The sequence below is a fragment of the Aminobacter sp. 01T433 genome, from assembly GCF_056398585.1.
In genome coordinates, this window is sequence record NZ_JBFTPR010000018.1 from 21163 (window position 1) to 44996 (window position 23834).

Consider the following 23834-nt stretch of genomic DNA (forward strand, 5'->3'; position numbering starts at 1 on the left):
TCTCCGCCTGCCGCACATTAAATCTGCGTAATATTTGCAGGAATGGGTGCCGGATCAGCGCAGATCCTCGATCTCGCGGATGCGCTTGGCACCGTCGGTTTCGAGCTTTCGCGTCAGCGCGCCGATCAGCGTTTCGGCGGCAACGAACAACGCAGCGGACGAATCCCAGGCGGAAGGCACCGCTGTGCGCCCGGCGATCACATGGCGCGCAAACCGCGCGATCGGCGATAGCCACTGGTCGGTGAACAGGACGATGGTCGCGCCGCGATTATGCGCTTTTTCGGCAAAGTGGATCAGGCTGTCCTGGTAGCGGCGGATGTCGAAGATCAGCAGCGTGTCGCGCTTGCTCATGTCGATCAGTCGATCGCGCCACAGGCTTTCCTGGCCGACGAGGTGGGTGACATTCGGCCGGATCAGGTTGAGATGGGCGGCCATGTAGCGCGCCAGGGGATCGGTGAAGCGCCCGCCGACGAGGTAGACATGGGCGCGCTGGTTGGCGAGCTGACCGACGATGTCGGTGAGTTGCTTGTCCGAGATATGCCTGAACGTCTCGCGGACATTTTCGAGCACCGCTTCGAGGATCGGCGCTGTCGAGGCGGGCAGGGGCGATTGTGCCGTGTTGGTGCGAGAGGCCGGCGACTGCAGCTGAGCGGCCAGCTCGTCCTGGAGTGCCGACTGGAACTCCGGGTAGTTCTGGAATCCCAGCCTTGCCACGAAACGCAGGATGGTCGGCGACGACACACCGGCCTGCTGGGAGAATTCGGCCACCGTCTTCAGTCCGATCAGCGGATATGATGCGATCAGCGTCTGGGCCGCGCGGCGCTCGCCGGCCGGCATCGTGTCGATCTTTTCGGTGATCAATTCGGCAACGCTCGAAACCATCTGCATCTCCTCTGCGCACGTGGCCGATCTGGCCCAGCCGTGAGTCAGTTGCGTGCCTCAAATGACATTTGACAAACTCTTCCGATGTGTATGAAATCATCCATAGGGGCGCAATGAACAAAAATACGTAACATACGATACGGCCCCGGGGATGAATGAATGGGTATGGGCCAGGCTGCACTACGCGCCATGTCGAATGCCGTCCGGGTGACCAATCGGGCCGGGCGCAGCCCTTACGTTATTGTCTGCGATCACGCGTCTAATCGTCTGCCCGCGAGCTTCGGCACGCTCGGGCTCGACGTTTCCGAAATGCAGCGCCACATCGCCTGGGATCCGGGCGCGCTGCCGGTCGCCGAACGCATGGCCGAAGGTCTCGATGCGACGCTGGTTCAGTCCTGCGTGTCGCGGCTTGCCATCGACTGCAACCGGCCGCTCGCGGCCAATGACCTGATCCCCGAGATCAGCGAAACCACGGCGATTCCCGGCAACGCCGCACTCACCGCCGCTCAGCGCGAGGCGCGAATAGCGCTATCATGGCGACCGTTCCACGATGCGATCGACGAGGTCGTTTCGGAGCGGCTCCGCGAAGGGCGGGAGACGAGACTGGTGTCTGTCCATTCCTTCACTCCGGTCTACAAGGGCGTTTCGCGCCCCTGGCACATCGGCATCATTCACGACGAAGATGCCCGGCTCGCCGCCCCCTTGATCGCGGCGCTGCGGGAACTCGACAGCGTCAATGTCGGCGTCAACGAGCCCTATTCGCCGGCCGATCGCGTCTATTTCACCCTGGAACACCACGGCAGGTCGCGCGGCCTGCCGTGTGCGATGATCGAAATCCGCAACGACGAAATTCCGGCGCAGACCGGGCAGCGGAAATGGGCGGATTTGCTCACGGGCATCTTTGCGGAACTCGAACCGGAGGCGGGCGAGGCAGCCCCATTCCAGACGGGCACCGGCCGCGCAGCTCAATCGAAGGCATAACAATAAGGGGACACTGACATGGCAGCACCTGGTTATACCGATAAAGACAAGAGCGAGGACGTCCAAGTCCTTCACAGTATGGGCTACGCCCAGGAACTCGAACGGCGAATGAGCCAGTTCTCGAATTTCGCGGTTTCGTTCTCCATCATCTGCATTCTCTCAGGCGGTATCAACTCGCTGGCGCAGGCAACGTCGGGCGCGGGTGGTGCCGCCATCGGCATCGGCTGGCCGCTCGGCTGCTTCGTCAGCTTGGTCTTCGCCGTCGCCATGGCGCAGATCAGCTCGGCCTATCCGACGGCCGGCGGCCTCTATCACTGGGGCTCGATCCTCGGCAACCGCTTTACCGGCTGGCTCACCGCTTGGTTCAACCTGCTCGGCCTCGTCACCGTGCTGGGCGCCATCAATGTCGGCACCTACTACTTCTTCATGGGCGCCTTCGGCACCACCTATCTCGGGCTCGAAGACACCACCACCACCCGTATCATCTTCCTGGCGATCATCACCGGGTTGCAGGCACTGGTGAACCATATGGGCATCGGTCTTACCGCCAAGCTCACCGACTTCTCCGGCTACCTGATCTTTGCGACCGCAATTGCCTTGGCCATCGTTTGCCTGGCTGCTGCCGATACCTATGAGATCAGCCGACTGTTCACCTTCTCGAACTATTCGGGTGAAGCGGGCGGTAATGTCTGGCCGGCCAATTCGTCGATGTGGGTGTTCCTGCTTGGCCTGTTGCTGCCGATCTACACCATCACCGGCTACGACGCCTCGGCGCACACCTCCGAAGAGACTCTGAAGGCAGCACATTCCGTGCCGCGCGCCATGATCGGCTCGGTACTGTGGTCGGCCCTGTTCGGCTACATTATGCTGTGCTCGTTCGTGCTCATGCTGCCGAGCATGGACGATGCCGCAAAGCAGGGCTGGAACGTGTTCTTCTGGGCGATGACCGAACAGGTCAACCCGCTCGTCAAGGACCTGCTTTACCTCGCCATCTTCGTCGCCCAGTGGCTGTGCGGTCTGGCGACAGTGACGTCGGTGTCGCGCATGATCTTCGCCTTCTCGCGTGACGGAGGCCTGCCGGGATCCAAGGCACTTGCCAAGGTCAGCCCGACCTACCGCACGCCGGTAGCCGCGATCTGGACCGGCTCGATCCTGGCGGTGCTGTTCGTCTGGGGCTCGTCGCTGGTCTCCATCGGCGAGACGCCGGTCTACACCATCGTCGTCGCCTGCACGGTCATCTTCTTGTTCTTCTCCTTCACCATTCCGATCGCGCTCGGTTTGATTGCCTGGGGCACGTCGAAGTGGGACAAGATGGGACCGTTCGATCTCGGCGAGGGCGTCTTCAAGCTGTTCGCCGTGCTGTCGATCATCGCCATGGTGCTGATCTTCGTGATCGGCATCCAGCCGCCCAACGACTGGGCGCTGTACATCACCGTCGGCTTCCTGGTGTTGACCGCCATCATCTGGTTCGGCTTCGAAGCCCGTCGCTTCCAGGGTCCGCCGATTGGCGACGAGGTGGCCAAGCGTGCCGCCGAGATCGCCGCGGCCGAACGGGCCGTGGGCGAAACCGGACACTGACAGCTCACAAAATGGCCGTGGCCGGCCAAGCGCCGGCCACGTCTCGTTTCAACCCCAAAACGATCTTTTGAAGTGGCATTGCCCGGAGCGGAACAAAAATGGCTGGAAATCTCTCATTCGATCAGTTGAAAAAGGCTGTCGCCACAGGCGAGATCGACACGGTTCTCGCTTGTGCCGTCGACATGCAGGGCCGGCTGGTCGGCAAGCGGTTTTTAGCCAAGTACTTTGTCGAATCCGCTTATGACGAGACGCATGGCTGCAACTATCTGCTGGCCAACGACATCGATATGGAGCCGGTGCCCGGCTACAAGGCGGCGAGCTGGTCGAAAGGTTATGGCGACTTCGTCATGAAGCCCGACCTCGACACCATCCGAAAAGTGCCGTGGCTCGAAAAGACCGCGCTGCTGCTCTGCGACCTGCAGGACCACCACACGCATGAGGATCTCGCCCACTCGCCGCGCGGGATCCTGCGCAAGCAGGTCAAGCGGCTGCAGGATCGTGGCTATCTCGCCTATTTCGCTTCCGAGCTTGAATTCTACCTGTTCAGCGAAACCTACGACTCGGCGCGTGGAAAGCACTGGCAGAACCTCGACACGGCATCGCCCTATATCGGCGACTACCTGATCGGCATCACCACCAAGGAAGAAGGCGTCATGCGCCGGCTTCGCAATGAGATGGAAGCCGCCGGCATCCCGATCGAAAACTCGAAAGGCGAGTGGGGGCCGGGCCAGGAAGAGATCAACGTCCGCTATGCCGAAGTTCTGGAGATGGCCGATCGTCATGTCATCCTGAAGAACGGCGCCAAGGAGATCGCGGCCAGCGAAGGCAAGGCCATCTCCTTCATGGCCAAGTACAATTACGGCCTCGCCGGCAACTCCAGCCACATCCACAACTCGCTGTGGAGCGCGGACGGCAAGACACCGCTGTTCTACGACAAGGGCAGCGAATGGACGTTGTCCAAGCTCGGCCAGCAATGGGCAGCCGGGCAGCTCAAATACGCCAAGGAATTTACCTGGTTCCTGGCGCCCTATATCAATTCCTACAAGCGCTTCCAGGCCGGTACGTTCGCGCCGACCAAGATCATGTGGAGCGAGGACAACCGCACCGCAGGCTTCCGCCTCTGCGGGGAGGGCACCAAGGGCATCCGCATGGAGTGCCGCATCGGGGGTGCCGACCTCAATCCCTATCTGGCCTTTGCGGCTCTGATCGCGGCGGGCCTCGCCGGCATCGACGAAAAGCTCGAGCTGCAGAAGCCGTTTGTCGGCGATGCCTATCAGGCTGCCAGCCTGCCGGAAATTCCAAAGACTCTGCGCGATGCCACCGAGACCTTGGCGTCTTCGAAGATGCTGATCGAGGCGCTCGGCGAGGACGTCATCGAGCACTACGTCCACACCGCGCGCTGGGAACAGTTCGAATACGACCGCCGTATCACCGACTGGGAATTGCACAGGGGATTCGAGCGGTATTGATAAAATCACAACGTTGCGACAAAATGTGATTATTGCAATGCTTGGTGAGGCTGATGTGTCTACATCTCCGACAAAGGTCGACAAGGCTTGGTTCATTCATCGATTGGAGGAGAGAAATCTATCGTTAAGAGAGGTCGCCAAGAAGATGGGACTGGATCCCAGTGCGCTATCGCGTGCGTTTGATGGCAGGCGCCAGGTCAAATCCGGCGAAGCTGCGCAAATAGCCAGGCTGCTTGGCGTTTCGGGTGATGAAGTGAACTATCGCTTGAACATGCGTGCAGTAGAAGGTTCCGCAACGCGTAGGGCTTCCGCGCGCGATGGTCATCCCGGTGCTGGCTTTATGGAGGCTCAGCTGGATTTCGAAGACACGTCGAACGTAAATAACGAAGACGAGGAGCGCATCATCCCACCGCGCGGGGCCGATCCCCTGTTCGGCTGCATGGCTGGCACGCTGACCTTGCTACCGGACGTCGACTATACCGGGCCTGCCGATCCGGACTGGGGCAGGGCATATGAAAACTGATGGGCTGCTGCTGGATACGTGCTTTATTCTCTGGCTTTCAACCGAGCAGCCGGTGGCACGAACTGCAGTTGAAGAGGTCATCAGTGTCCGAAGGAATGGTGGCGTGATCTCCGTTTCGGCGATGTCGGCTTGGGAAATCGGAGTGCTTGTGGCCAAAGGCCAGCTTCCGTACATCAAGTCGCCGTATGTATGGTTTCAGCAGTTTGTTGAAACAGGAGCTGTGCGTGTCGAAGCTGTCGACAGCGAGGTTTTGGCTGAATCTTCGTCTCTGCCCGGTGGCGTTCACAACGATCCGGTGGACCGCATCATCATAGCCCAAGCCAGATCGAAAAACTTGGCAATCGTCACGCGGAACCGTGCAATCCTTGCCTACGGTGCGGCTGGCTTTGTCAAGACAATCCCTTGTTGAACTGGAGTTCTCTGTTTTGGAAACCGTAAAACTCAAATCCCCCGTCGATGGGTCGATCTATGCAGAACGGCCGATCGCCGAGGACAAGGCGGTCAACGCTGCTGTCGAGCGCGCCCGCAGCGCACAGGTCGCTTGGGCCCAGACCTCGATTGCCGAGCGCGGCAAATACATGCTGGCCATGCTGGAACATCTGGTCGCGATGAGCGACGAGATCGTGCCCGAGATCGCCTGGCAGATGGGTCGCCCGGTTCGCTATGGCGGCGAGTTCGGCGGCGTCAAGGAACGCACCAATTACATGGTCGAGATCGCCGAACAGGCGCTCAAGCCGGTGCTGGCCTCCAACCCGAAGGACGGCTTCCGCCGCTATGTCCGCAAGGACCCACTCGGCGTGGTCATGGTCATCGCGCCGTGGAACTACCCGTATCTGACCGCCGTCAACACCATCGTGCCAGCACTGATGGCCGGCTCGACCGTCATCTTGAAGCACGCCGCCCAGACGCTGCTCGTCGGCGAGCGTTTCCAGCAGGCCTTCGACAAGGCAGGCCTGCCCAAGGGCGTGTTCCAGAACATCGTCTTGAACCACGTCCAGACCGAGAAGCTGCTCGCCTCCGGCAAGATCGACCACGTCAATTTCACCGGCTCGGTTGCTGGTGGGCGTGCCATCGAAAAGGCTGCGGCCGGCACCTTCATGACGCTCGGCCTCGAGCTTGGCGGCAAGGACCCGGCCTACGTGCTGCCCGACGCCAAGATGGACCATGCGGTCGCCAACCTCGTCGAGGGTGCGTTCTTCAATTCCGGCCAGTGCTGCTGCGGCATCGAGCGTGTCTATGTCCACGAGAAGGTCTATGACCAGTTCGTCGAGGGCTTCATCGCCGAAACGAAAAGCTATGTGCTCGGCAATCCGCTTGAGCAGGCAACGACAATGGGGCCGATGGCGCAGGCCCGCTTCGCCGACTTCATTCGCGAGCAGAAGGCCGAAGCCCTGCGCAAGGGTGCCGTCGCGCACATGAACACCAAGGACGCGGCTGACAAGGCTGGATCGCCCTACCTGCCGGCCGAAGTGCTGACCAATGTCGATCACCAGATGAGCGTGATGCGCGAGGAGAGCTTTGGCCCCATCGTCGGCATCATGAAGGTGCGCAATGACGAAGAAGCCATCGCCTTGATGAATGACAGCCCCTATGGCCTCACCGCCTCGATCTGGACTGCCGACACCGAGCACGCAATTGCCATCGGCGACCGCGTCGAGACTGGCACCGTGTTCATGAACCGCTGCGACTATCTCGATCCCGCACTCGTGTGGACCGGTGTCAAGGACACCGGCAAGGGTGCTGCGCTGTCGCAGATCGGCTACGACAACCTGACCCGGCCGAAGTCGTATCACCTGCGCGAAAAGATCTGATTTCCCGAAAGCCAATCGATTTCTTGAAAGCAAAGACATGTCCAAACTCGTTTCCAAGTGGAATTACCCGACCACCGTGCGCTTCGGTGCCGGTCGCATCTCCGAACTGCCCGATGCGCTCGCCGCCACCGGTATCAAGAAGCCGCTCTTCGTCACCGATCCGGGCCTGGCAAAACTGCCGGTCGTCGCATCGACGCTGAAGATCCTCGATGACGCCAAGGTGCCTTACGGCGTCTTTTCCGATGTCCGCCCCAACCCCGTCGAGTCCAATCTCACCGCTGGCATCGCAGCCTTCAAGAAGGGCAAGCATGACGGCGTCATAGCCTTTGGCGGCGGCTCGGCGCTTGACCTTGGCAAGCTGATCGCCTTCCAGGCCGGCCAAACGTTGCCGGTGTGGGATTTCGAAGACATCGGCGACTGGTGGACGCGCGCCAACTCCGACGCCATCGCACCGATCATCGCCGTTCCGACCACCGCCGGCACCGGTTCGGAGGTCGGCCGCGCCAGCGTTTTGACGCATGAGGCGACGCATACCAAGAAGGTCATCTTCCATCCCAAGATCCTGCCCGCCATCGTCATTGCCGATCCGGAGCTTTCGGTGGGCATGCCGCAATTCATCACCGCCGGCACCGGCATGGATGCGCTGGCGCATTGCCTCGAGGCATATTGCGCCCCCGGTTTTCATCCGATGGCAGACGGTATCGGCGTCGAGGGCGTGCGGCTGGTCTTTGAAAACCTGCCCAAGGCCTATGCCAACGGCAAGGATATCACCGCGCGTGCCAACATGATGGCTGCGGCCGCGATGGGCGCGACCGCATTCCAGAAGGGTCTCGGCGCTATCCATTCCCTGTCGCACCCGATCGGCGGCCTCTACGACACCCATCACGGCATGACCAATGCCGTCTTCATGCCCTACGTGCTGGCCTTCAACCGCGATGCGATCGAAGACAAGATCGTCCGGCTGGCCGCCTATTGCGGCATCAAGGGCGGTTTCGACGGTTTTGCCAAGGCGGTGATCAAGCTGCGCAAGGAACTCAAGGTGCCGCACGCGCTGCCCGGGCTCATCAAGGGTCTCGACATGGACAAGAAGCGTAAAGCCCTGATCGCCGACATGGCCGTGGTCGATCCGACCGCTGGGGGCAACCCGATCAAGCTCACCAAGAAGGCAGCACTCGGCTTGCTTGAAAACGCCATCGAAGGGACGGTTTGAGACTAGTGCTGGAACGCGAACCCGACTTGTATAGTCGGCAAAATAGAGGGGAGGGCTTGGGGAGGCTTCCGCAATTTAATTAGCCGGTAAACAACGGCGACGATTGCGACAAACGATTAAAAGTAGTTAACTTTTTTCCACTGCGCGCGCCGGCTTCATTTAACCTTCATGCGATTGTCACATGAAGCCGATACCGCATCGCAGGCGTCTCAGGGCGTCAGTTCAACGGAGAGGACAACATGTTCAAGCTTACGGGAAAAGTGCTTTCCCTTACCGCGGCGTCGCTGATGGTGACGACCGCGATCGTTTCCGCGCAGGATCTCGCAGCGCTCGAGGCCGCCGCCAAGGCGGAAGGCCAGCTCACCACCATCGCGCTTCCGCATGACTGGTGCGGTTACGGCGCGGTCATCGATGGCTTCAAGAAGAAGTACCCCGAGATCACCGTCAACGAGCTGAACCCCGATGCGGGCTCCAGCGACGAAGTCGAGGCCATCAAGGCCAACAAGGACAACAAGGGCCCGCAGGCGCCTGACGTCATCGACGTCGGTCTCTCCTATGGCCCGCAAGCCAAGGCCGACGGCCTGATCCAGCCCTACAAGGTCTCGACCTGGGATTCGATCCCCGATACCGCCAAGGACGCTGACGGCTTCTGGTACGGCGACTATTACGGCGTGCTGTCGTTCGAAGTGAACAAGGACCTTATCAAGAACGTTCCGACCGACTGGGCCGACCTGCTTAAGGACGAATACAAGAACTCGGTTGCGCTCGCTGGCGATCCGCGCGCGTCCAACCAGGCGATCCAGGGCGTTTACGCAGCTGGTCTCGGCGCAGGTGCCACCGACGCTGCTTCGGCTGCCGAAAAGGGCCTCGCCTTCTTCAAGGAACTGAACGCCAAGGGCAACTTCGTGCCGGTCATCGGCAAGTCGGCTACCCTTGCCCAGGGCCAGACCCCGATCCTGATCACCTGGGACTACAACGCCCTTGCTGGCCGCGACACGCTCAACGGCAATCCGCCGGTGGAAGTCGTCGTTCCGAAGTCGGGCGTCGTTGCCGGCGTCTACGTTCAGGCAATCAGCGCTTATGCGCCGCATCCGAACGCCGCCAAGCTGTGGATGGAATACCTCTATTCCGACGAAGGTCAGCTCGGCTGGCTGAAGGGCTATTGCCACCCGATCCGCTTCAACGATCTCGCCAAGAACGGCAAGATTCCGCAGGAAATGCTCGACAAGCTGCCGCCGGCCGCTGCCTATGAAAAGGCTGTGTTCCCGACGCTTGACGACCAGGCCAAGAGCAAGGAAGCCATCACCAAGCAGTGGGATTCGGTGGTTGGCGCCAACGTCCAGTAATTGAGTTTCTGCCATCGCGGGCGGCCACGTGGCCGCCCGTATTTTCTCTCAAGACGGCGCACGAATGACCCAAGCCAGCATAACCACCACGGCTGATGCCGCGCGCTCCGCGCCGCCGGACGCGCAAAGAGGCTTCCGCCTGCCGACCCATTGGCTCGGCGTCGCGCCGTTCTTCATCTTTGCACTGATGTTCCTGATCTTGCCGACGCTCTACCTCGTCGTCGGGGCCTTTCAGAACGACCAGGGCCAATACACGCTCGACAACATTCGGCAATTGTTCATCGACCAGTCGATCCGCGACTCTTACTGGGTGTCGATCAAGATCAGTTTCTTTTCCGCCACCATCGGAGCTCTCGTCGGCCTTGCCATGGCGATTGCCATCGTGCGCGGCGGGTTGCCCACCTGGGTGCGCTCGTCAACCATGACGTTTTCGGGCGTCGCCTCGAATTTCGCCGGCGTGCCGCTGGCCTTCGCCTTCCTGGCGACCCTCGGCCGCCTCGGGCTCGTGACGGTCATCCTGCGCGACGCCTTCGGCATCAACATCTACGCGATGGGCTTCAACGTGCTCAGCTCGTGGGGGCTGATCGTCGTTTATCTCTTCTTCCAGATCCCGCTGATGATCGTCATCATCACGCCCGCCATCGACGGGCTGAAGCGCGAGTGGGGGGAGGCGGCAGCAACGCTCGGCGCCACGACCTGGCAATACTGGCGGATGGTCGTGATCCCGGTTTTGTGGCCGAGCTTCCTCGGCACTGTCATCTTGCTTTTCGCCAACTCGTTCGGTGCCATTGCCACCGCCTATGCGTTCACCGGTTCGTCGCTCAACATTGTGCCGATCAAGCTTTATGCGCAGATCCGCGGCGACGTGCTGCACAATCCGCATCTCGGCTACGCGCTAGCCTTCGGCATGATCTTCGTCACCGGTCTCGCCAACATCTTCTATATCTGGTTCAGGACTCGCAGTGAGAGGTGGCTCAAATGAAGACCAGTCGCTTCTGGGCCTGGCTTATCTTTGCCATTGGCGCCGCCTATTTCTTCATTCCGCTGATCGCGACCTTCGAGTTTTCGCTGCGCATGCGGCGCGGCGAATACTCCTTTGACGCCTACCGCGTCGTGCTCGGCGACGCCCGCTTCCAGGAGACCTTCGCCTATTCGGTGACGGTTGCAGTGTTCACGATCATCCTGGGCGTGCTGCTTGTCGTGCCGACGGCCTATTGGATCAGGCTGCGCATGCCGCAGCTAAGGCCCATCGTCGAGTTCATCACGCTGCTGCCGCTCGTCATTCCGGCGATCGTCATCGTCTTTGGCTATATCAGGATGTATGGTTCGAACTCGCCGCTGCCGTTCCTGGGGTCGGCGCGGGGAACCGATGCGCTGCTGGTCATCGGCTATGCGACGCTGGCGCTGCCCTATATGTATCGCGCCGTCGACACAGGCCTGCGCACCATCGACGTGCGCACGCTGACTGAAGCCGCCCAGATCCTCGGTGCCGGCTGGGTGACCATCATCGCGCGGGTCATCCTGCCTAACGTGCTGATCGCCGTGCTGTCGGGTGCCTTCTTGACCTTTGCCATCGTGATTGGCGAGTTCACGCTGGCGAGCCTGCTCAACCGTCCCGCCTTTGGTCCTTATCTGCAGAACATCGGTGCCAACCGCGCCTATGAGCCGGCAGCACTTGCGGTCATCGCCTTTGCCATCACCTGGGGCTGCATGTCGGTGATCCAGATTCTCGCACGTTTCGCGCCGAAGTCGGCAAATCGCCCGAACTGAACAAAAAGAGCAAAAGCCTATGGCCGACCCTTTCCTTTCCATCCAGAACGTCAAGAAATCCTTCGGCAACGTCGCCGTCGTCAAGGATTTCAATCTTGACGTCGGCGCGGGCGAGTTCGTCTCTTTCCTCGGACCCTCGGGTTGCGGCAAGACCACCATGTTGCGCATCGTCGCCGGCTTTGAGGAACCCTCGGCCGGCAAGGTCATGATCGGCGGCAAGGACGTCACCGGCCTCAAGCCCAACCAGCGCAACATTGGCATGGTGTTTCAGGCCTATGCGCTGTTTCCCAACCTGACCGTCGCCCAGAACATCGGCTTCGGCCTCAAGGTCGCCGGGATGCCAAAGGCGGAGGCCCAGGCCCGCGTGGCCGAGATGCTCAACATCATCAAGCTGCCCGACTTCGGCGACCGCTATCCCTATCAGCTCTCCGGCGGCCAACAGCAGCGTATCGCCTTGGCGCGCGCGCTTGCACCCAAGCCCAAGCTGCTCCTCCTTGACGAGCCACTGTCGGCGCTCGATGCCAAGGTGCGCATTTCGTTGCGAGAGGAAATCCGCTCGATCCAAAAGAAGCTCGGCATCACCACCATCTTCGTCACTCACGACCAGGAAGAGGCACTGTCGATGTCGGACCGCATCGTGGTGATGAACGAAGGCCGCGCCGACCAGACGGGCACGCCGTTCGAGATCTACAATCGGCCTTCGACCAAGTTCGTCGCCAATTTTGTCGGCACGCTCAATGTGCTTGAGGGCACGATCAGCGACGCTGCCTCGGGCACGGTCAAGATCAATGCCGAAGAGATCGGGCTCAAGGGCAAACTCAACGGGTCGAAATCCGGTGACACGCTGTCGTTTGCGCTTCGCCCTGAGGCCATCGCGCTCGGGCGCAAGGCGGGCAATGATTCAAGCCTGACGGGGCAGATCGCTGACGTGCATTTCTTGGGCTCGGTGATCCGCGTCCGTGTCGGCATCGGCCAGAACATGGTCTCGCTCGATACCTTCAATAGCCCCAACAGCCCACCGCCCGCCGTCGGGGAAAAGACCGAGATCAGTTTTTCCTCTGGGGATGTGCTGGTACTACACTAAGTACAACAGCAACCTGCGATGGTGCTCCAGGGCGCCTAGAACGAGTAACCGTCAAATGAGAGGCCACGGACAGAGCCCGTGGCCTGCAATTGGCAATCGGCTACCGATTATGGATTGATGAGAACGCCGACCACCTTGGTGCTGTCGTTCTTGTCGGTCTGGATATCGACCTTGGCGCCTGCCGCAACTTCCGGTGGGATGGCGATAGAGGGGTCAATAGTCCAGCTGGTGCCGTCTTCAAGCGTGATGACGCGCGTTTCCTTGTTGTATTCCTTTACCACGCCATTGGCGTCTGCGAAGGCGGGAAACGACATTGTACCGGCAACGGCCAAGGCGAGTACGAACTTTTTCATATAAGTGCTCCTTTGGTGTGTTTCAGCAATGTCACCCACGCGCACTAATCAAAGGGCGCGCGCCAGCTCCCCCAGCAGCAGTTAAACACGCGAGGCCGGATTTGGTTCCAAGCATATGCACAAGAATGGTGCGGGTCGGTTGTTGGGGGGAGGCGAAGCCGGGGCGGAGCGCGGTGACGCGTTCCTGTGCTGATGCGAGAGTTCAGCTGACGCCGTATTGCGTCATCAGGGCTGCCATGCGCGCAACGGCAAGGTCGGGCTTGTCGAGCACATTGGCTTGATCGGCAAGGCGGAAGATATCGGCATAGTGCACCGCGCCACGTGCCGACTGCATGCCCGCGGGCATGGTGAAATGGCTCTGGTGGCCGTTGAGCCAGGCGAGGAAGACGACGCCCGCTTTGTAATATTGCGTCGGTGCCTCGAAGATCTTTCGCGACAGCGGCACCGTGGGCTCGATGGTGGCGCGGAAGGTGGCGAGGTCGTCTTGCGCCAAAGCTGCCAGCGCTTTCGATGCCGAGGGTGCGACCGCATCGAAGATGCCGAGCAGTGCGTGGCTGTGCCTGAAGCCGTCGCCTTCGATCAGGCCGGCATAGTTGAAGTCGTCGCCGGTGAAGCAGATCACGCCCTCGGGCAGGCGGCGGCGCAATTCAACCTCGCAGGCGTGGTCGAGCAGCGAGATCTTGATGCCTTCGACCTTGTCCTTGTGGTCGGCGATGATGCCAAGAACGGTGTCGAGCGCATCCTCGAAACGCGGGGAGCCCCAATAGCCCCGAAGTTCGGCGTCGAACATGTCGCCTAGCCAATGCAGGATGACCTTGTCCTTGGCTTGGCCGAGGATGCGGCCATAGATCTTGCGGTAGTCGTCGGGCGATTTGGCGACATGGGCCAACGCGCGGCTTGCCATCATGATCGAGCGGCCGCCGTGCTTTTCGACGAAACCAACCTGTTCTTCATAGGCTGCGATGATGTCGTCGAGCGAATTGGCTTCCTGTTTGGCCAGTTGATCGGTGCCGGCCCCGCAAGCAAGGTCGGCGCCTTGGACGGAACGCGCCTCGTCGAGCGAGCGGCGGATCAGCTCCTGTGCGCCGGCCCAGTCGAGCCCCATGCCCCGCTGCGAGGTGTCCATCGCCTCGGCGATCTTGAAGCCCAGGCCCCACAGGTGATGGCGGAAAGCCATCGTCGTATCCCAGTCGATCGCTGGTTTGCTCCATGGGGTTGCGTCGGCCCAGGGGTCAGAGACAACGTGGGCTGCGGCATAGGCGATGCGGTTGAAAACGGGCACCGCCGAGGGCCGCTCCAGCGGAGTGCCGACAAGCCGGTAGTCGACGACCGTGCGGTCCACTTGTGGAAGTTTCACAAACCTGGCCATGGGTTCCTCCCCTGATCGATTGGAACTCGTAATTTAGATCGTTCCAAATTTCAAGAAGGAATATGGAACTGTTGCAGGGGCGAGCTGAGGCCCCAAGCCGAAAGGTGTCGTTCCGGTTACGAAGTTGCCATCGGGAAAGCCGCAACCGACTGCAAATGCACATGATATGGCCGCTTCTGATAGATCCCGTGGTGGTGTGCGGAGGCTGATGTTGCAAAGGAGGTACGAGATTTCGGTGTCTTGCCATGCTTGACAATTTGGAACGATCCAATTATTGGACTCGAATAACGGGGCCATAAAGCTCCGCCGGGAGGATCAAGTTGAAGCAGCCTAAGGTGACAGTTGTCGATGTTGCGCGCGCCGCTGGCGTGTCGAAGTCGACCGTGTCGCTGGTGCTCCAGGGCAGCTCGCTGGTCAACGAGGGGACACGCGCCAAAGTGGGCGTCGTCATCCGCGAACTCGGCTATGTCTACAACAGGGGCGCTGCCAATCTCCGGCAGTCGAAATCCAAGATCGTCGGCATCGTCGTCAACGACTTGACCAACAGCTTCTTTGCCGAGCTTGCCGTGGGCATGGACATGGTCGTGCAGTCCGCCGGCTACATCCAGTTCATGGCCAACACCTCGGAAAATGCCGACCGCCAGGGCGAGGTCATCGCCTCGATGCGCGAGCACGGCATGGCAGGGCTGATCCTGTCGCCGGCGCGTGGAACGACTGCAACCGACCTCAAGCCGCTGGTCGACAGCGGCATCCCGGTCGTGCTGGTGGCGCGCAACGTGCCCGGCCTGAAAGTATCGTCGGTGGTTTCGGACGGCCACGCCGGCGCCATGTCGGCTGTGCGGCACCTGATCGAACTCGGCCATCGCCGCATCGCCTTTCTCGGTGGGTTCAGCGATACCGCCGTCTTTGACGAACGCATGCGCGGCTTTCGCGACGCGCTGCTTGAGACAGGTCTCGAAGCTTCGGACGAGCTTGTCATCAGCTCCGCGCCTTCCCGCGCAGGTGGTGTGGCAGCGGTCGAACGCATGCTGTCCATGGCCGACCGGCCGACGGCTGCTTTGTGCTTCAACGACGCCGTGGCGTTCGGGGCGTGCGATGGCTTGCGCAGCGCGCGCATCGAGCCAGGCGTCGATTTCGGCGTGATCGGCTTCGACGACGTGATCGAGGCCAAGACCGCCGTGCCGGCGCTGACCACCGTTTCGGTCGATCCGCAGGGCATGGGCCGCAGGGCAGCGCAGCTGTTGCTCAAGCAGATCAATGCCGGCGATTTTGACGCCGAGGCGATGGTGGCCACCGTGCGTCTGGTGGTGCGCGAAAGCTGCGGTGCGCCGCAACGGGTGAAGGAGCTTACGGCATGACACGCTGGGGTCTGATCGGGGCGAGCACCATCGCCAGGGAATGGGTGATCGGCGCCATCCGGGCAACCGGCGGCGAGGTCGTCTCCGTCATGAGCACCAACGCTGAGCGCGGCCATGCCTATGCCGCGGAGAACGGCATCGCCAAATCGGCCACTTCGCTGGACGCGATTGTCGGCGATCCCGAAGTCGACGCCGTCTACATCTCGACCACCAATGAATTGCACCGCGACCAGGCGATTGCCGCAGCACGGGCCGGCAAGCACATATTGTGCGAGAAGCCTTTGGCACTGTCGCTCGACGACGCCAAGGCGATGGTCGCTGCGGCCCGCGAAGCCGGCGTGGTCATGGCCACCAACCACCATTTGCGCAATGCTGCCAGTCACCGCGCCATGCGCGATGCGATCGCTTCGGGCCGGATCGGCAGGCCGCTGGCCGCGCGGGTGTTCCACGCGGTCTATCTGCCGCCGCATCTGCAGGGCTGGCGGCTCGACAAGCCGCAGGCCGGCGGCGGCGTGATCCTCGACATCACAGTGCACGACGCCGACACGCTGCGCTTTGTGCTGAATGACGACCCGGTGGAAGCGATTGCACTGAGCCAGAGCGGCGGCATGGGGATGCGCGGTCTCGAAGACGGGGTCATGGGCGTGCTGCGCTTCAAGTCAGGCGTCATCGCCCAGTTCCATGATGCCTTCACCACGAAATTCGCCGAGACCGGCTTCGAGGTTCATGGCACCGAGGGCTCGCTGATCGCGCGCAACGTGATGACGCAAAAGCCGATCGGCTCGGTTGTCCTGCGCAATGCCGAAGGTGAGCACGAGCTGCCGCTTGGCCAGCACAATCTGTATGAGGCGGCACTTGCCGCGTTCCATGAGGCTGTCGCCGGCAAGGGTTCGCCGGCAGCAACGGGCGAAGACGGCGTATGGTCGTTGGCCACCGGGCTCGCCGTCGCCAAGTCGGCCGCGACGGGCGCGGCGATTGCAATCGAGCCGGAGCTCTGAGGCGATGGGCAAGCACATCACGCCTGAGGAAGCTGCAAGCCTGATCCCGGACGGCGCTGTCGTTTCGGTGTCGTCGTCGAGTGGGCTGGGTTGCCCGGACCTCATGCTGAAGGCCATCGGCGAACGCTTCGAGATGTCAGGTCATCCGCGCGATCTGACGACGCTGCACCCGATCGCTGCAGGCGACATGAGCGGCATCAAGGGTGTCGACTATATTGCCAAAAAGGGCCTGCTCAAAAAGATCATCGGCGGCTCCTATCCGTCGGGCCCGTCAAGTTCCGAGCCGCCGCTGATCTGGCAGATGATCGGCAATGAAGAGGTCGCAGCCTACAACGTGCCTTCAGGCATCATGTTCGACATGCACCGCGAGGCTGCCGCCAAGCGCCCCGGCGTGCTGACCAAGATCGGGCTCGACACGTTTGTCGATCCGACGCGTCAGGGCTGCGCCATGAACGCCAAAGCCGCCGCCGAGCCGCTGGTGAAGAAGATCAGTTTCGAAGGCGAAGACTGGCTCTATTTCCCCGTCATTGCCCCTGAGGTGGCCATCATCCGGGCGACGACGGCCGACGAGCGCGGCAACCTGACCTATGAGCATGAGGGCGCTTATCTCGGCGGTCTCGATCAGGCGCTCGCCGCGCGCAACAATGGCGGCATCGTCATCGCCCAGGTCAAGCGCATCACCAAGAACGGCTCGCTCAGGCCGCATGACGTGCGCGTGCCCGGCATGCTGGTCGACTATATCGTTGTCGATCCCGAGCAGAAGCAGACGACGCAGACGGCCTACGACCCGGCCATCTCGGGCGAGATCATGCGCCCGCTCGACAGCTTCCGCGTGCCGGAGTTCAACATCCAGAAGGTCATCGCGCGCCGCGTCGCGCAGGAGCTGGAAGCTGGCAGTGCTGTCAATCTCGGCTTCGGCATCTCGGCCAACGTGCCACGCATCCTGCTCGAAGAAGGCCTCTATGGCGAAGTCACCTGGGTGATCGAGCAAGGGGCAGTCGGTGGCGTGCCGCTGCTCGATTTCGCCTTCGGCTGCGCCTCGAATGCCGACGCTTTCATGCCGTCGCCTTACCAGTTCACCTATTTCCAGGGCGCCGGTTTCGATGCCTCGCTTTTGTCATTCCTCGAGATCGACCGCAGCGGCTCGGTCAATGTTTCCAAGCTCAGCTTCCGACCGCATGTGACGGCGGGCGCAGGCGGCTTCGTCGACATCACCGCACGCGCCAAGAAGATCGTCTTTTCCGGCATGTTCAATGCCGGCGCCAAGCTCGACATCGCAGATGGCAAACTGGTGATCGACAAGGAAGGCAAGCTCAAGAAGCTGGTCAACGAGGTCGAGCACGTCACCTTCTCGGGCCGGCGCGGCGTCGAGCAGGGCCAGGACATCACCTATGTCACCGAGCGCTGCGTAATGAAGTTGACATCAGGGGGCATCGTGTTGACCGAGATCGCGCCCGGCGTCGACCTTAAGGCTCATATCCTCGACCAGTCGGAATTCCCGCTGATCGTTTCGGACAAGCTCAAGCAGATGGATGCTGCCCTGTTTGCCGACGCACCGATCGGCCTCAAGCTACCGCGCAAGGCCGAACGCAAGCTGGAGCGTGCCCATGGCTGACCAGCGCATCAAGGTCGAATTCGAAGGCCACGTCGCCGTCATCACGGCGGCACGGCCCGACAAGCTCAATGCCTTCGACATCGACATGCTGAAGGCGCTATCGGTGGCCTGCGACGAGGTCGAGGCCAATGCGCAGATCCGCGTTGCGATCCTGACCGGCGAGGGCAAGGCGTTTTCGGCCGGCGGCGATATCAAGGCCTGGGGCGCGATGACGCCGAGCGAATTCGGCCATGCCTGGGTGCGTTTCGGCCATCGTGTCTTCGAGCGGCTGGCGACCCTGCGCGTGCCCTTGATCGCCGCCATCAACGGCCATGCCCTGGGCGGTGGATTGGAGCTGGCGATTGCCGCCGACATCCGCATTGCCGAGCGGCATATGAAGATCGGCCTGCCGGAAACCGGGCTCGGCATGGTGCCGGGTTGGTCGGGCACGCAGCGCCTGGTGCGTCGCGCCGGTGCGCAGGTCGTGCGCCGCATGGCGCTGGGCGGCGAGATTTTTTCCGCCGATGAAGCGGCAGCATTCGGGCTGGTCGACAAGGTCGTCGAGACTGGCGAGGCGGTCGCTGCCGCACGTGACTACGCGGTCAGGATCGCCGCGCGTGGGCCAGCGGCAGTCGAGGTGGCAAAACTGATGATCGCCACCGCCAATGGCGAGGACAATGGAACCGCCGTCGAGGCGCTGGGCTCGATCCTCGTCGCCAAGACCGGCGACCTGAAGGAAGGGCTTGCCGCCTTCAGCGAGAAGCGCGCGGCGAAATTTTCGGGAGAATGGTAATGACGGTCCTGATGCGCCCCAAGCCGCTCGACGGTTTCAAGGTTCGCGAATTCAACATGCTGATCGACGGCCAGTGGGTTGGCGGTTCGACTGGCTCGACGATCGAACGCGCCAGCCCCGGCCATGGCGTCGTCGTCAGCCGCTATCAGGCGGCGACAAAGGTCGATGCGGAGCGCGCGATCCAAGCGGCGCGCCGCGCCTTCGACGATGGCCACTGGCCGCGCATGACCGGTGCCGAGCGCTCGCTGATCTTGTTGCGCTGTGCCGACATGATCGCCGCCAGGGCCGACGAACTCGCCTTCCTCGACTGCATCGAATCCGGCAAGCCGATCTCGCAAGCCAAGGGCGAACTGGCTGGTGCCGCCGACATCTGGCGCTATGCGGCGGCCCTTGCCCGTGACCTGCATGGCGAAAGCTACAACACGCTTGGCGACGGCACGCTTGGTGTTGTCCTGCGCGAAGCGATCGGCGTCGTTTCGATCATCACGCCGTGGAATTTCCCGTTCCTGATCGTCAGCCAGAAGCTGCCCTTCGCGCTCGCCGCCGGCTGCACGGCGGTGGTCAAGCCATCGGAACTGACTTCCGGCTCGACGCTGGTGCTCGGCGAAATCCTGCTCGAAGCGGGCGTGCCGGCAGGTGTGGTCAACATCATCGTCGGCACCGGCCCCGAAGCTGGCGCGCCGCTGACCAGTCACCCCGACGTCGACATGGTGTCCTTCACCGGTTCGACCGGCATCGGCCGCCTCACCATGGCGAACGCGGCGCAGACGCTGAAGAAGGTGTCGCTGGAACTCGGCGGCAAGAACCCGCAGATCGTGTTCCCCGATGCCAATCTCGATGATTTCATCGATGCGGCGGTGTTCGGCGCCTATTTCAACGCCGGCGAATGCTGCAACGCCGGCTCGCGCCTGATCGTCCATCGCGACATTGCCGACGAGGTCACCGCACGCGTTGCGGCCCTGTCCGCCAAGGTCAAGGTCGGCGATCCGCTCGACCCCGAAACGCAGGTTGGCGCGATCATCACGCCGCAGCATCTTGCGAAGATCGTCACTTACGTGAAAGGTGCGAGAGACAGTGGCGCTGATGTCGCCGTCGGTGGTTCTGCCGCCGATCTCGGCCTCGGCCAGTTCATGGAACCGACGATTCTTTCGTCGGTCGCCCCCGACATGGCGGTGGCGCGCGAGGAGGTGTTCGGACCGGTGCTTTCGGTACTTACCTTCGAGACCACAGACGAGGCGATCCGTATCGCCAATTCGATCGACTATGGCCTGTCGGCTGGCGTTTGGAGCCGCGACTTCGACACCTGCCTTACGGTTGGCCGGCGCGTACGCGCCGGCACCGTGTGGATGAATACCTTCATGGACGGGGCTTCCGAATTGCCGTTCGGCGGCTACCGCCAGTCGGGCATCGGCCGCGAACTCGGCCGTCATGCGGTGGAGGATTACACCGAGACCAAGACGCTCAACATGCATATCGGACCGCGTACCGGCCACTGGATGCCGAAGGAGGCGCGGGCCTGAGGAGGAATTCCCCGAGGCGGGGCCGAAGGGATCTATGCCACGCAATGATGCGTGAGGAACTTGCAACCGGGAGGAAACTGGAATGCGTAAGTTTTTGATGAGTACGGCAGCCGTTGCGGCACTGTTTGCAGCGCCTATGCCGATGGCACATGCCGAAGACAGCGTGGAAGTGCTGCATTGGTGGACGTCGGGCGGTGAAGCCGCGGCACTCGATGTGCTGAAGAAGAACCTCGAAGCCCAGGGCGTCACCTGGAAGGACATGCCGGTTGCCGGCGGCGGCGGCGAAGCGGCGATGACCGCGCTGCGCGCCCGCGTCACCGCAGGCGATCCGCCTACCGCGGTGCAGGCGCTCGGTTTCGACATCACCGACTGGGCCAACCAGGGCGTTGTCGGCGATCTCGGCGAAGTGGCCGACAAGGAAGGCTGGGACAAGGTCGTTCCGGCGGCTCTGCAGAACTTCGCCAAGCATGACGGCAAATGGATCGCAGCACCTGTGAACGTGCACTCGACCAACTGGGTCTGGATCTCCAAGAAAGCGCTGGACGCAGCCGGCGGCAAGGCGCCCGAGAGCTGGGACGAGCTGATTGTCGTTCTCGACAAGATGAAGGCCAACGGCATCACCCCGCTCGGCCATGGCGGCCAGGCTTGGCAGGACGCGACCATCTTCGACGCCGTCGTGCTGTCGCTCGGCACCGACTTCTACAAGCAGTCGATGATCGATCTCGATCCGGCCGCTCTGGGCGGCGACAAGATGGTCGAAGCCTTCGACCGCATGACCAAGCTCAAGAGCTATGTCGACAAGGACTTCTCGGGCCGCGACTGGAACCTCGCTTCCGCGATGGTCATCGAGGGCAAGGCCGGCATGCAGATGATGGGCGACTGGGCCAAGGGCGAGTTCCTCAAGGCCGGCCAGAAGCCGGGCACCGACTTCGTGTGCATCCGCTTCCCCGGCACGCAGGGCGCCGTCACCTTCAACTCCGACATGTTCATGATGTTCAAGGTCGGCGACGACAAGAAGAAGGCGCAGCTGCAGATGGCCGCCGACATCGAAGATCCGGCCTTCCAGTCGTCGTTCAACGTGGTCAAGGGCTCGGTGCCGGCGCGCACCGACGTGCCTGACACTGCTTTCGACGATTGCGGCAAGAAGGGCATCAAGGACCTGGCGGAAGCCAGCGCCAGCGGCAAGCTGTTCGGCTCGATGGCCCATGGCTATGCAGCACCGGCAGCGATCAAGAACGCGCTTTATGACGTGGTGACGCGCCACTTCAACGGCGAGATCGACTCCAAGACCGCCGCCAAGTCCCTGGTCGAGGCGGTTGCCGCCGCCAAGGGCTAAATTTAGGCCCGTGCCCCGGCTTCGGCCGGGGCACCCTTACCGGATAACCCAGAGGCTGGACCCATGGCCGATCTCACGACGACCGCACCCCGCGCGGTAACGAACCCGCGCGCGACGATGCAGGACCTTTTGCCCAAGCTGGTGCTGGCACCAAGCTTCGCGGTGATCCTCATCTTCGTCTACGGCTTCATCATCTTCACGGCCTTCCTGTCGTTTTCCGGCTCGAAGCTGTTGCCCGACTTTTCGACCTGGGTCGGTTTTGGCAATTATGTCAGGCTGTTCAATCATCCCAACTGGATCACGGCCCTCAAGAACCTCGCCATCTTCTCGGTGCTGTACATCGTCGTGTGCAGCGCGATCGGCCTGGCGCTTGCCATCTTCCTTGACCAGAAGATCCGAGGCGAAGGTTTCCTCAGGCCGATCTATCTCTACCCAATGGCGCTGTCTTTCATCGTCACCGGCGTAGCCTGGAAATGGTTTCTCGATCCCGGCATCGGGCTCGAACACGTCATGCAGTCATGGGGCTGGGAGAGCTTCTCGTTCCGCTGGATCAAGGACGGCCAGATGGCGATCTACACCATCGTCATTGCCGCGGTCTGGCAGTCCTCCGGCTTCGTCATGGCGATGTTCCTCGCCGGACTGCGCGGCGTCGACAACGAGATCATCAAGGCGGCCCAGATCGACGGCGCTTCGACGCTCACCATCTATCGCCGCATCATCATTCCGCTGATGCGCCCGGTGTTCCTCTCAGCCTTCGTCGTGCTCGCCCACCTTGCCATCAAGTCCTACGATCTTGTGGTGGCGATGACCGATGGCGGCCCCGGCACCGCGACCTGGACCCCGGCATTGTTCATGCAGAAATTCACATTTGGCCGCAACGAAATGGGCATGGGTGCCGCCTCGGCGATCATCATGATGATGATGATCTTCACCATCATCGTGCCCTATCTCTACTCCGAACTCGGGGGGAAGAAGAAATGAGCGCTGCTTCCCAAGACGTTGCCACCCGCAACAGCATCTTCGCCCGCGCCATCATCTATGTCGTGCTGATCCTGTTTGCGATCTACTACCTGCTTCCGCTCTACGTCATGGTGGTGAACTCGCTGAAGCCGCTCGACGAGATCCGGCAAGGCAACATGCTGGCGCTGCCACAGCAATGGACGATCGCGCCCTGGCTGTCGGCCTGGTCGACGGCACAGATCGGCGTGCAACCGGTCGGGCTGAAGCCTTATTTCATCAACTCGGTGCTGATGGTGGTTCCTGCGGTCGCCATTTCCACCATGCTCGGCGCGCTCAACGGCTATGTGCTGACCAAGTGGCGCTTCAAGGGCGACAGCATCGTCTTCGGCATGATGCTGCTCGCTTGCTTCATTCCGTTCCAGATCGTGCTGATCCCTTCGGCCCGCATCCTCGGCCTGACCGGGCTTGCCGGCACGATCACCGGGCTTGTGCTGATCCACGCCGTCTACGGCCTCGGCTTCACCACGCTGTTCTTCCGCAACTATTATGAGGCGTTCCCGACCGAGCTGATCCGCGCAGCACAGATCGACGGCGCGAGCTTCTTCCAGATTTTCCGCCGCATCCTGCTGCCGTCGTCGGGGCCGATCATCGTTGTCACAGTCATCTGGCAATTCACCAACATCTGGAACGACTTCCTGTTCGGCTCGTCCTTCTCAGGCTTCAATTCCATCCCGCTGACGGTTGCGCTGAACAATCTGGTCAACTCGTCGACGGGTGTGAAGGAATACAACGTCCACTTTGCCGGCGCGATCCTCGCGGCGCTCCCCACCCTCATCGTCTACATCGTCTCCGGACGCTACTTCGTGCGCGGCCTGATGGCCGGCGCGGTCAAGGGGTAA

At 61.7% G+C, this 23834-nt stretch carries 22 protein-coding genes; 19 read left to right on the top strand and 3 right to left on the bottom strand.

What is annotated here, in order from left to right:
• Positions 1-54 precede the first annotated feature (54 nt).
• Positions 55-882, bottom strand: a complete 828-nt coding sequence (locus AC1DLV_RS24565) for a MurR/RpiR family transcriptional regulator (protein ID WP_476781477.1) — start codon at positions 880-882, stop codon at positions 55-57.
• A 159-nt stretch (positions 883-1041) separates the two neighbouring features.
• Between AC1DLV_RS24565 and AC1DLV_RS24570 the strand changes: the two genes are divergently transcribed.
• From AC1DLV_RS24570 to AC1DLV_RS24620, 11 genes are all read left to right on the top strand, one after another.
• Positions 1042-1863: an N-formylglutamate amidohydrolase gene (locus AC1DLV_RS24570; protein WP_476802662.1), complete on the top strand. Its 822-nt coding sequence runs from the start codon at positions 1042-1044 to the stop codon at positions 1861-1863.
• 18 nt (positions 1864-1881) lie between these two features.
• Positions 1882-3441 (top strand): amino acid permease, encoded by a 1560-nt coding sequence (locus AC1DLV_RS24575; protein ID WP_476802663.1) that lies wholly within the window; start codon positions 1882-1884, stop codon positions 3439-3441.
• Positions 3442-3539: 98 nt separating this feature from the next.
• Positions 3540-4910 carry a glutamine synthetase family protein gene (locus AC1DLV_RS24580; protein ID WP_476802664.1) on the top strand — a complete coding sequence of 457 codons (1371 nt, stop codon included), beginning with the start codon at positions 3540-3542 and terminating at the stop codon, positions 4908-4910.
• A 37-nt stretch (positions 4911-4947) separates the two neighbouring features.
• A complete protein-coding gene (locus AC1DLV_RS24585; protein WP_476836274.1) occupies positions 4948-5433 on the top strand; it encodes a helix-turn-helix domain-containing protein in 486 nt (161 codons plus the stop codon).
• Entirely contained in the window at positions 5423-5842 is a 420-nt protein-coding gene (locus AC1DLV_RS24590) for a type II toxin-antitoxin system VapC family toxin (RefSeq protein WP_476802666.1), read from the top strand. The genes AC1DLV_RS24585 and AC1DLV_RS24590 overlap by 11 nt, the downstream gene beginning before the upstream one ends.
• A gap of 16 nt (positions 5843-5858) precedes the next feature.
• The gene (locus tag AC1DLV_RS24595) at positions 5859-7244 is read left to right on the top strand and encodes an aldehyde dehydrogenase family protein (protein WP_476802667.1); all 1386 of its coding nucleotides are present in this window, start codon (positions 5859-5861) and stop codon (positions 7242-7244) included.
• Positions 7245-7281: 37 nt separating this feature from the next.
• Complete coding sequence (locus AC1DLV_RS24600; RefSeq protein ID WP_476802668.1) at positions 7282-8454, top strand: iron-containing alcohol dehydrogenase; 1173 nt, start codon at positions 7282-7284, stop codon at positions 8452-8454.
• Between the two features lie 239 nt (positions 8455-8693).
• Positions 8694-9800, top strand: coding sequence for an ABC transporter substrate-binding protein (locus AC1DLV_RS24605; protein WP_476802669.1), 1107 nt, complete (start codon positions 8694-8696; stop codon positions 9798-9800).
• A gap of 64 nt (positions 9801-9864) precedes the next feature.
• Positions 9865-10782, top strand: coding sequence for an ABC transporter permease (locus AC1DLV_RS24610; RefSeq protein WP_476802670.1), 918 nt, complete (start codon positions 9865-9867; stop codon positions 10780-10782).
• A complete protein-coding gene (locus tag AC1DLV_RS24615) occupies positions 10779-11570 on the top strand; it encodes an ABC transporter permease (RefSeq protein ID WP_476802671.1) in 792 nt (263 codons plus the stop codon). The genes AC1DLV_RS24610 and AC1DLV_RS24615 overlap by 4 nt, the downstream gene beginning before the upstream one ends.
• A gap of 19 nt (positions 11571-11589) precedes the next feature.
• Positions 11590-12654, top strand: coding sequence for an ABC transporter ATP-binding protein (locus AC1DLV_RS24620; protein ID WP_476802672.1), 1065 nt, complete (start codon positions 11590-11592; stop codon positions 12652-12654).
• A 107-nt stretch (positions 12655-12761) separates the two neighbouring features.
• Here the strand turns inward: AC1DLV_RS24620 and AC1DLV_RS24625 are convergent, their stop codons facing one another.
• Both AC1DLV_RS24625 and AC1DLV_RS24630 read right to left on the bottom strand, forming a co-directional pair.
• Positions 12762-13007: a hypothetical protein gene (locus AC1DLV_RS24625; protein WP_476802673.1), complete on the bottom strand. Its 246-nt coding sequence runs from the start codon at positions 13005-13007 to the stop codon at positions 12762-12764.
• 202 nt (positions 13008-13209) lie between these two features.
• Entirely contained in the window at positions 13210-14376 is a 1167-nt protein-coding gene (locus tag AC1DLV_RS24630) for a dihydrodipicolinate synthase family protein (RefSeq protein ID WP_476802674.1), read from the bottom strand.
• A gap of 320 nt (positions 14377-14696) precedes the next feature.
• On the opposite strand from AC1DLV_RS24630, the gene AC1DLV_RS24635 reads away from it, so the two are divergent.
• The 8 genes from AC1DLV_RS24635 (at position 14697) to AC1DLV_RS24670 (ending at position 23834) form a co-directional block, all read left to right on the top strand.
• The gene (locus AC1DLV_RS24635) at positions 14697-15734 is read left to right on the top strand and encodes a LacI family DNA-binding transcriptional regulator (RefSeq protein ID WP_476802675.1); all 1038 of its coding nucleotides are present in this window, start codon (positions 14697-14699) and stop codon (positions 15732-15734) included.
• Positions 15731-16732, top strand: a complete 1002-nt coding sequence (locus AC1DLV_RS24640; protein ID WP_476802676.1) for a Gfo/Idh/MocA family protein — start codon at positions 15731-15733, stop codon at positions 16730-16732. The genes AC1DLV_RS24635 and AC1DLV_RS24640 overlap by 4 nt, the downstream gene beginning before the upstream one ends.
• Before the next feature lie 4 nt (positions 16733-16736).
• The gene (locus tag AC1DLV_RS24645; RefSeq protein ID WP_476802677.1) at positions 16737-18347 is read left to right on the top strand and encodes an acyl CoA:acetate/3-ketoacid CoA transferase; all 1611 of its coding nucleotides are present in this window, start codon (positions 16737-16739) and stop codon (positions 18345-18347) included.
• The gene (locus AC1DLV_RS24650) at positions 18340-19119 is read left to right on the top strand and encodes an enoyl-CoA hydratase/isomerase family protein (RefSeq protein WP_476802678.1); all 780 of its coding nucleotides are present in this window, start codon (positions 18340-18342) and stop codon (positions 19117-19119) included. Before AC1DLV_RS24645 ends, AC1DLV_RS24650 begins: the two co-directional genes overlap by 8 nt.
• Positions 19119-20639 (top strand): aldehyde dehydrogenase family protein, encoded by a 1521-nt coding sequence (locus tag AC1DLV_RS24655; RefSeq protein WP_476802679.1) that lies wholly within the window; start codon positions 19119-19121, stop codon positions 20637-20639. The genes AC1DLV_RS24650 and AC1DLV_RS24655 overlap by 1 nt, the downstream gene beginning before the upstream one ends.
• Before the next feature lie 82 nt (positions 20640-20721).
• On the top strand, positions 20722-21975 hold the full coding sequence (locus tag AC1DLV_RS24660; protein WP_476802680.1) for an ABC transporter substrate-binding protein: 1254 nt from the start codon (positions 20722-20724) through the stop codon (positions 21973-21975).
• Between the two features lie 63 nt (positions 21976-22038).
• A complete protein-coding gene (locus AC1DLV_RS24665; RefSeq protein WP_476802681.1) occupies positions 22039-22956 on the top strand; it encodes a carbohydrate ABC transporter permease in 918 nt (305 codons plus the stop codon).
• Positions 22953-23834, top strand: coding sequence for a carbohydrate ABC transporter permease (locus AC1DLV_RS24670; protein WP_476802682.1), 882 nt, complete (start codon positions 22953-22955; stop codon positions 23832-23834). The genes AC1DLV_RS24665 and AC1DLV_RS24670 overlap by 4 nt, the downstream gene beginning before the upstream one ends.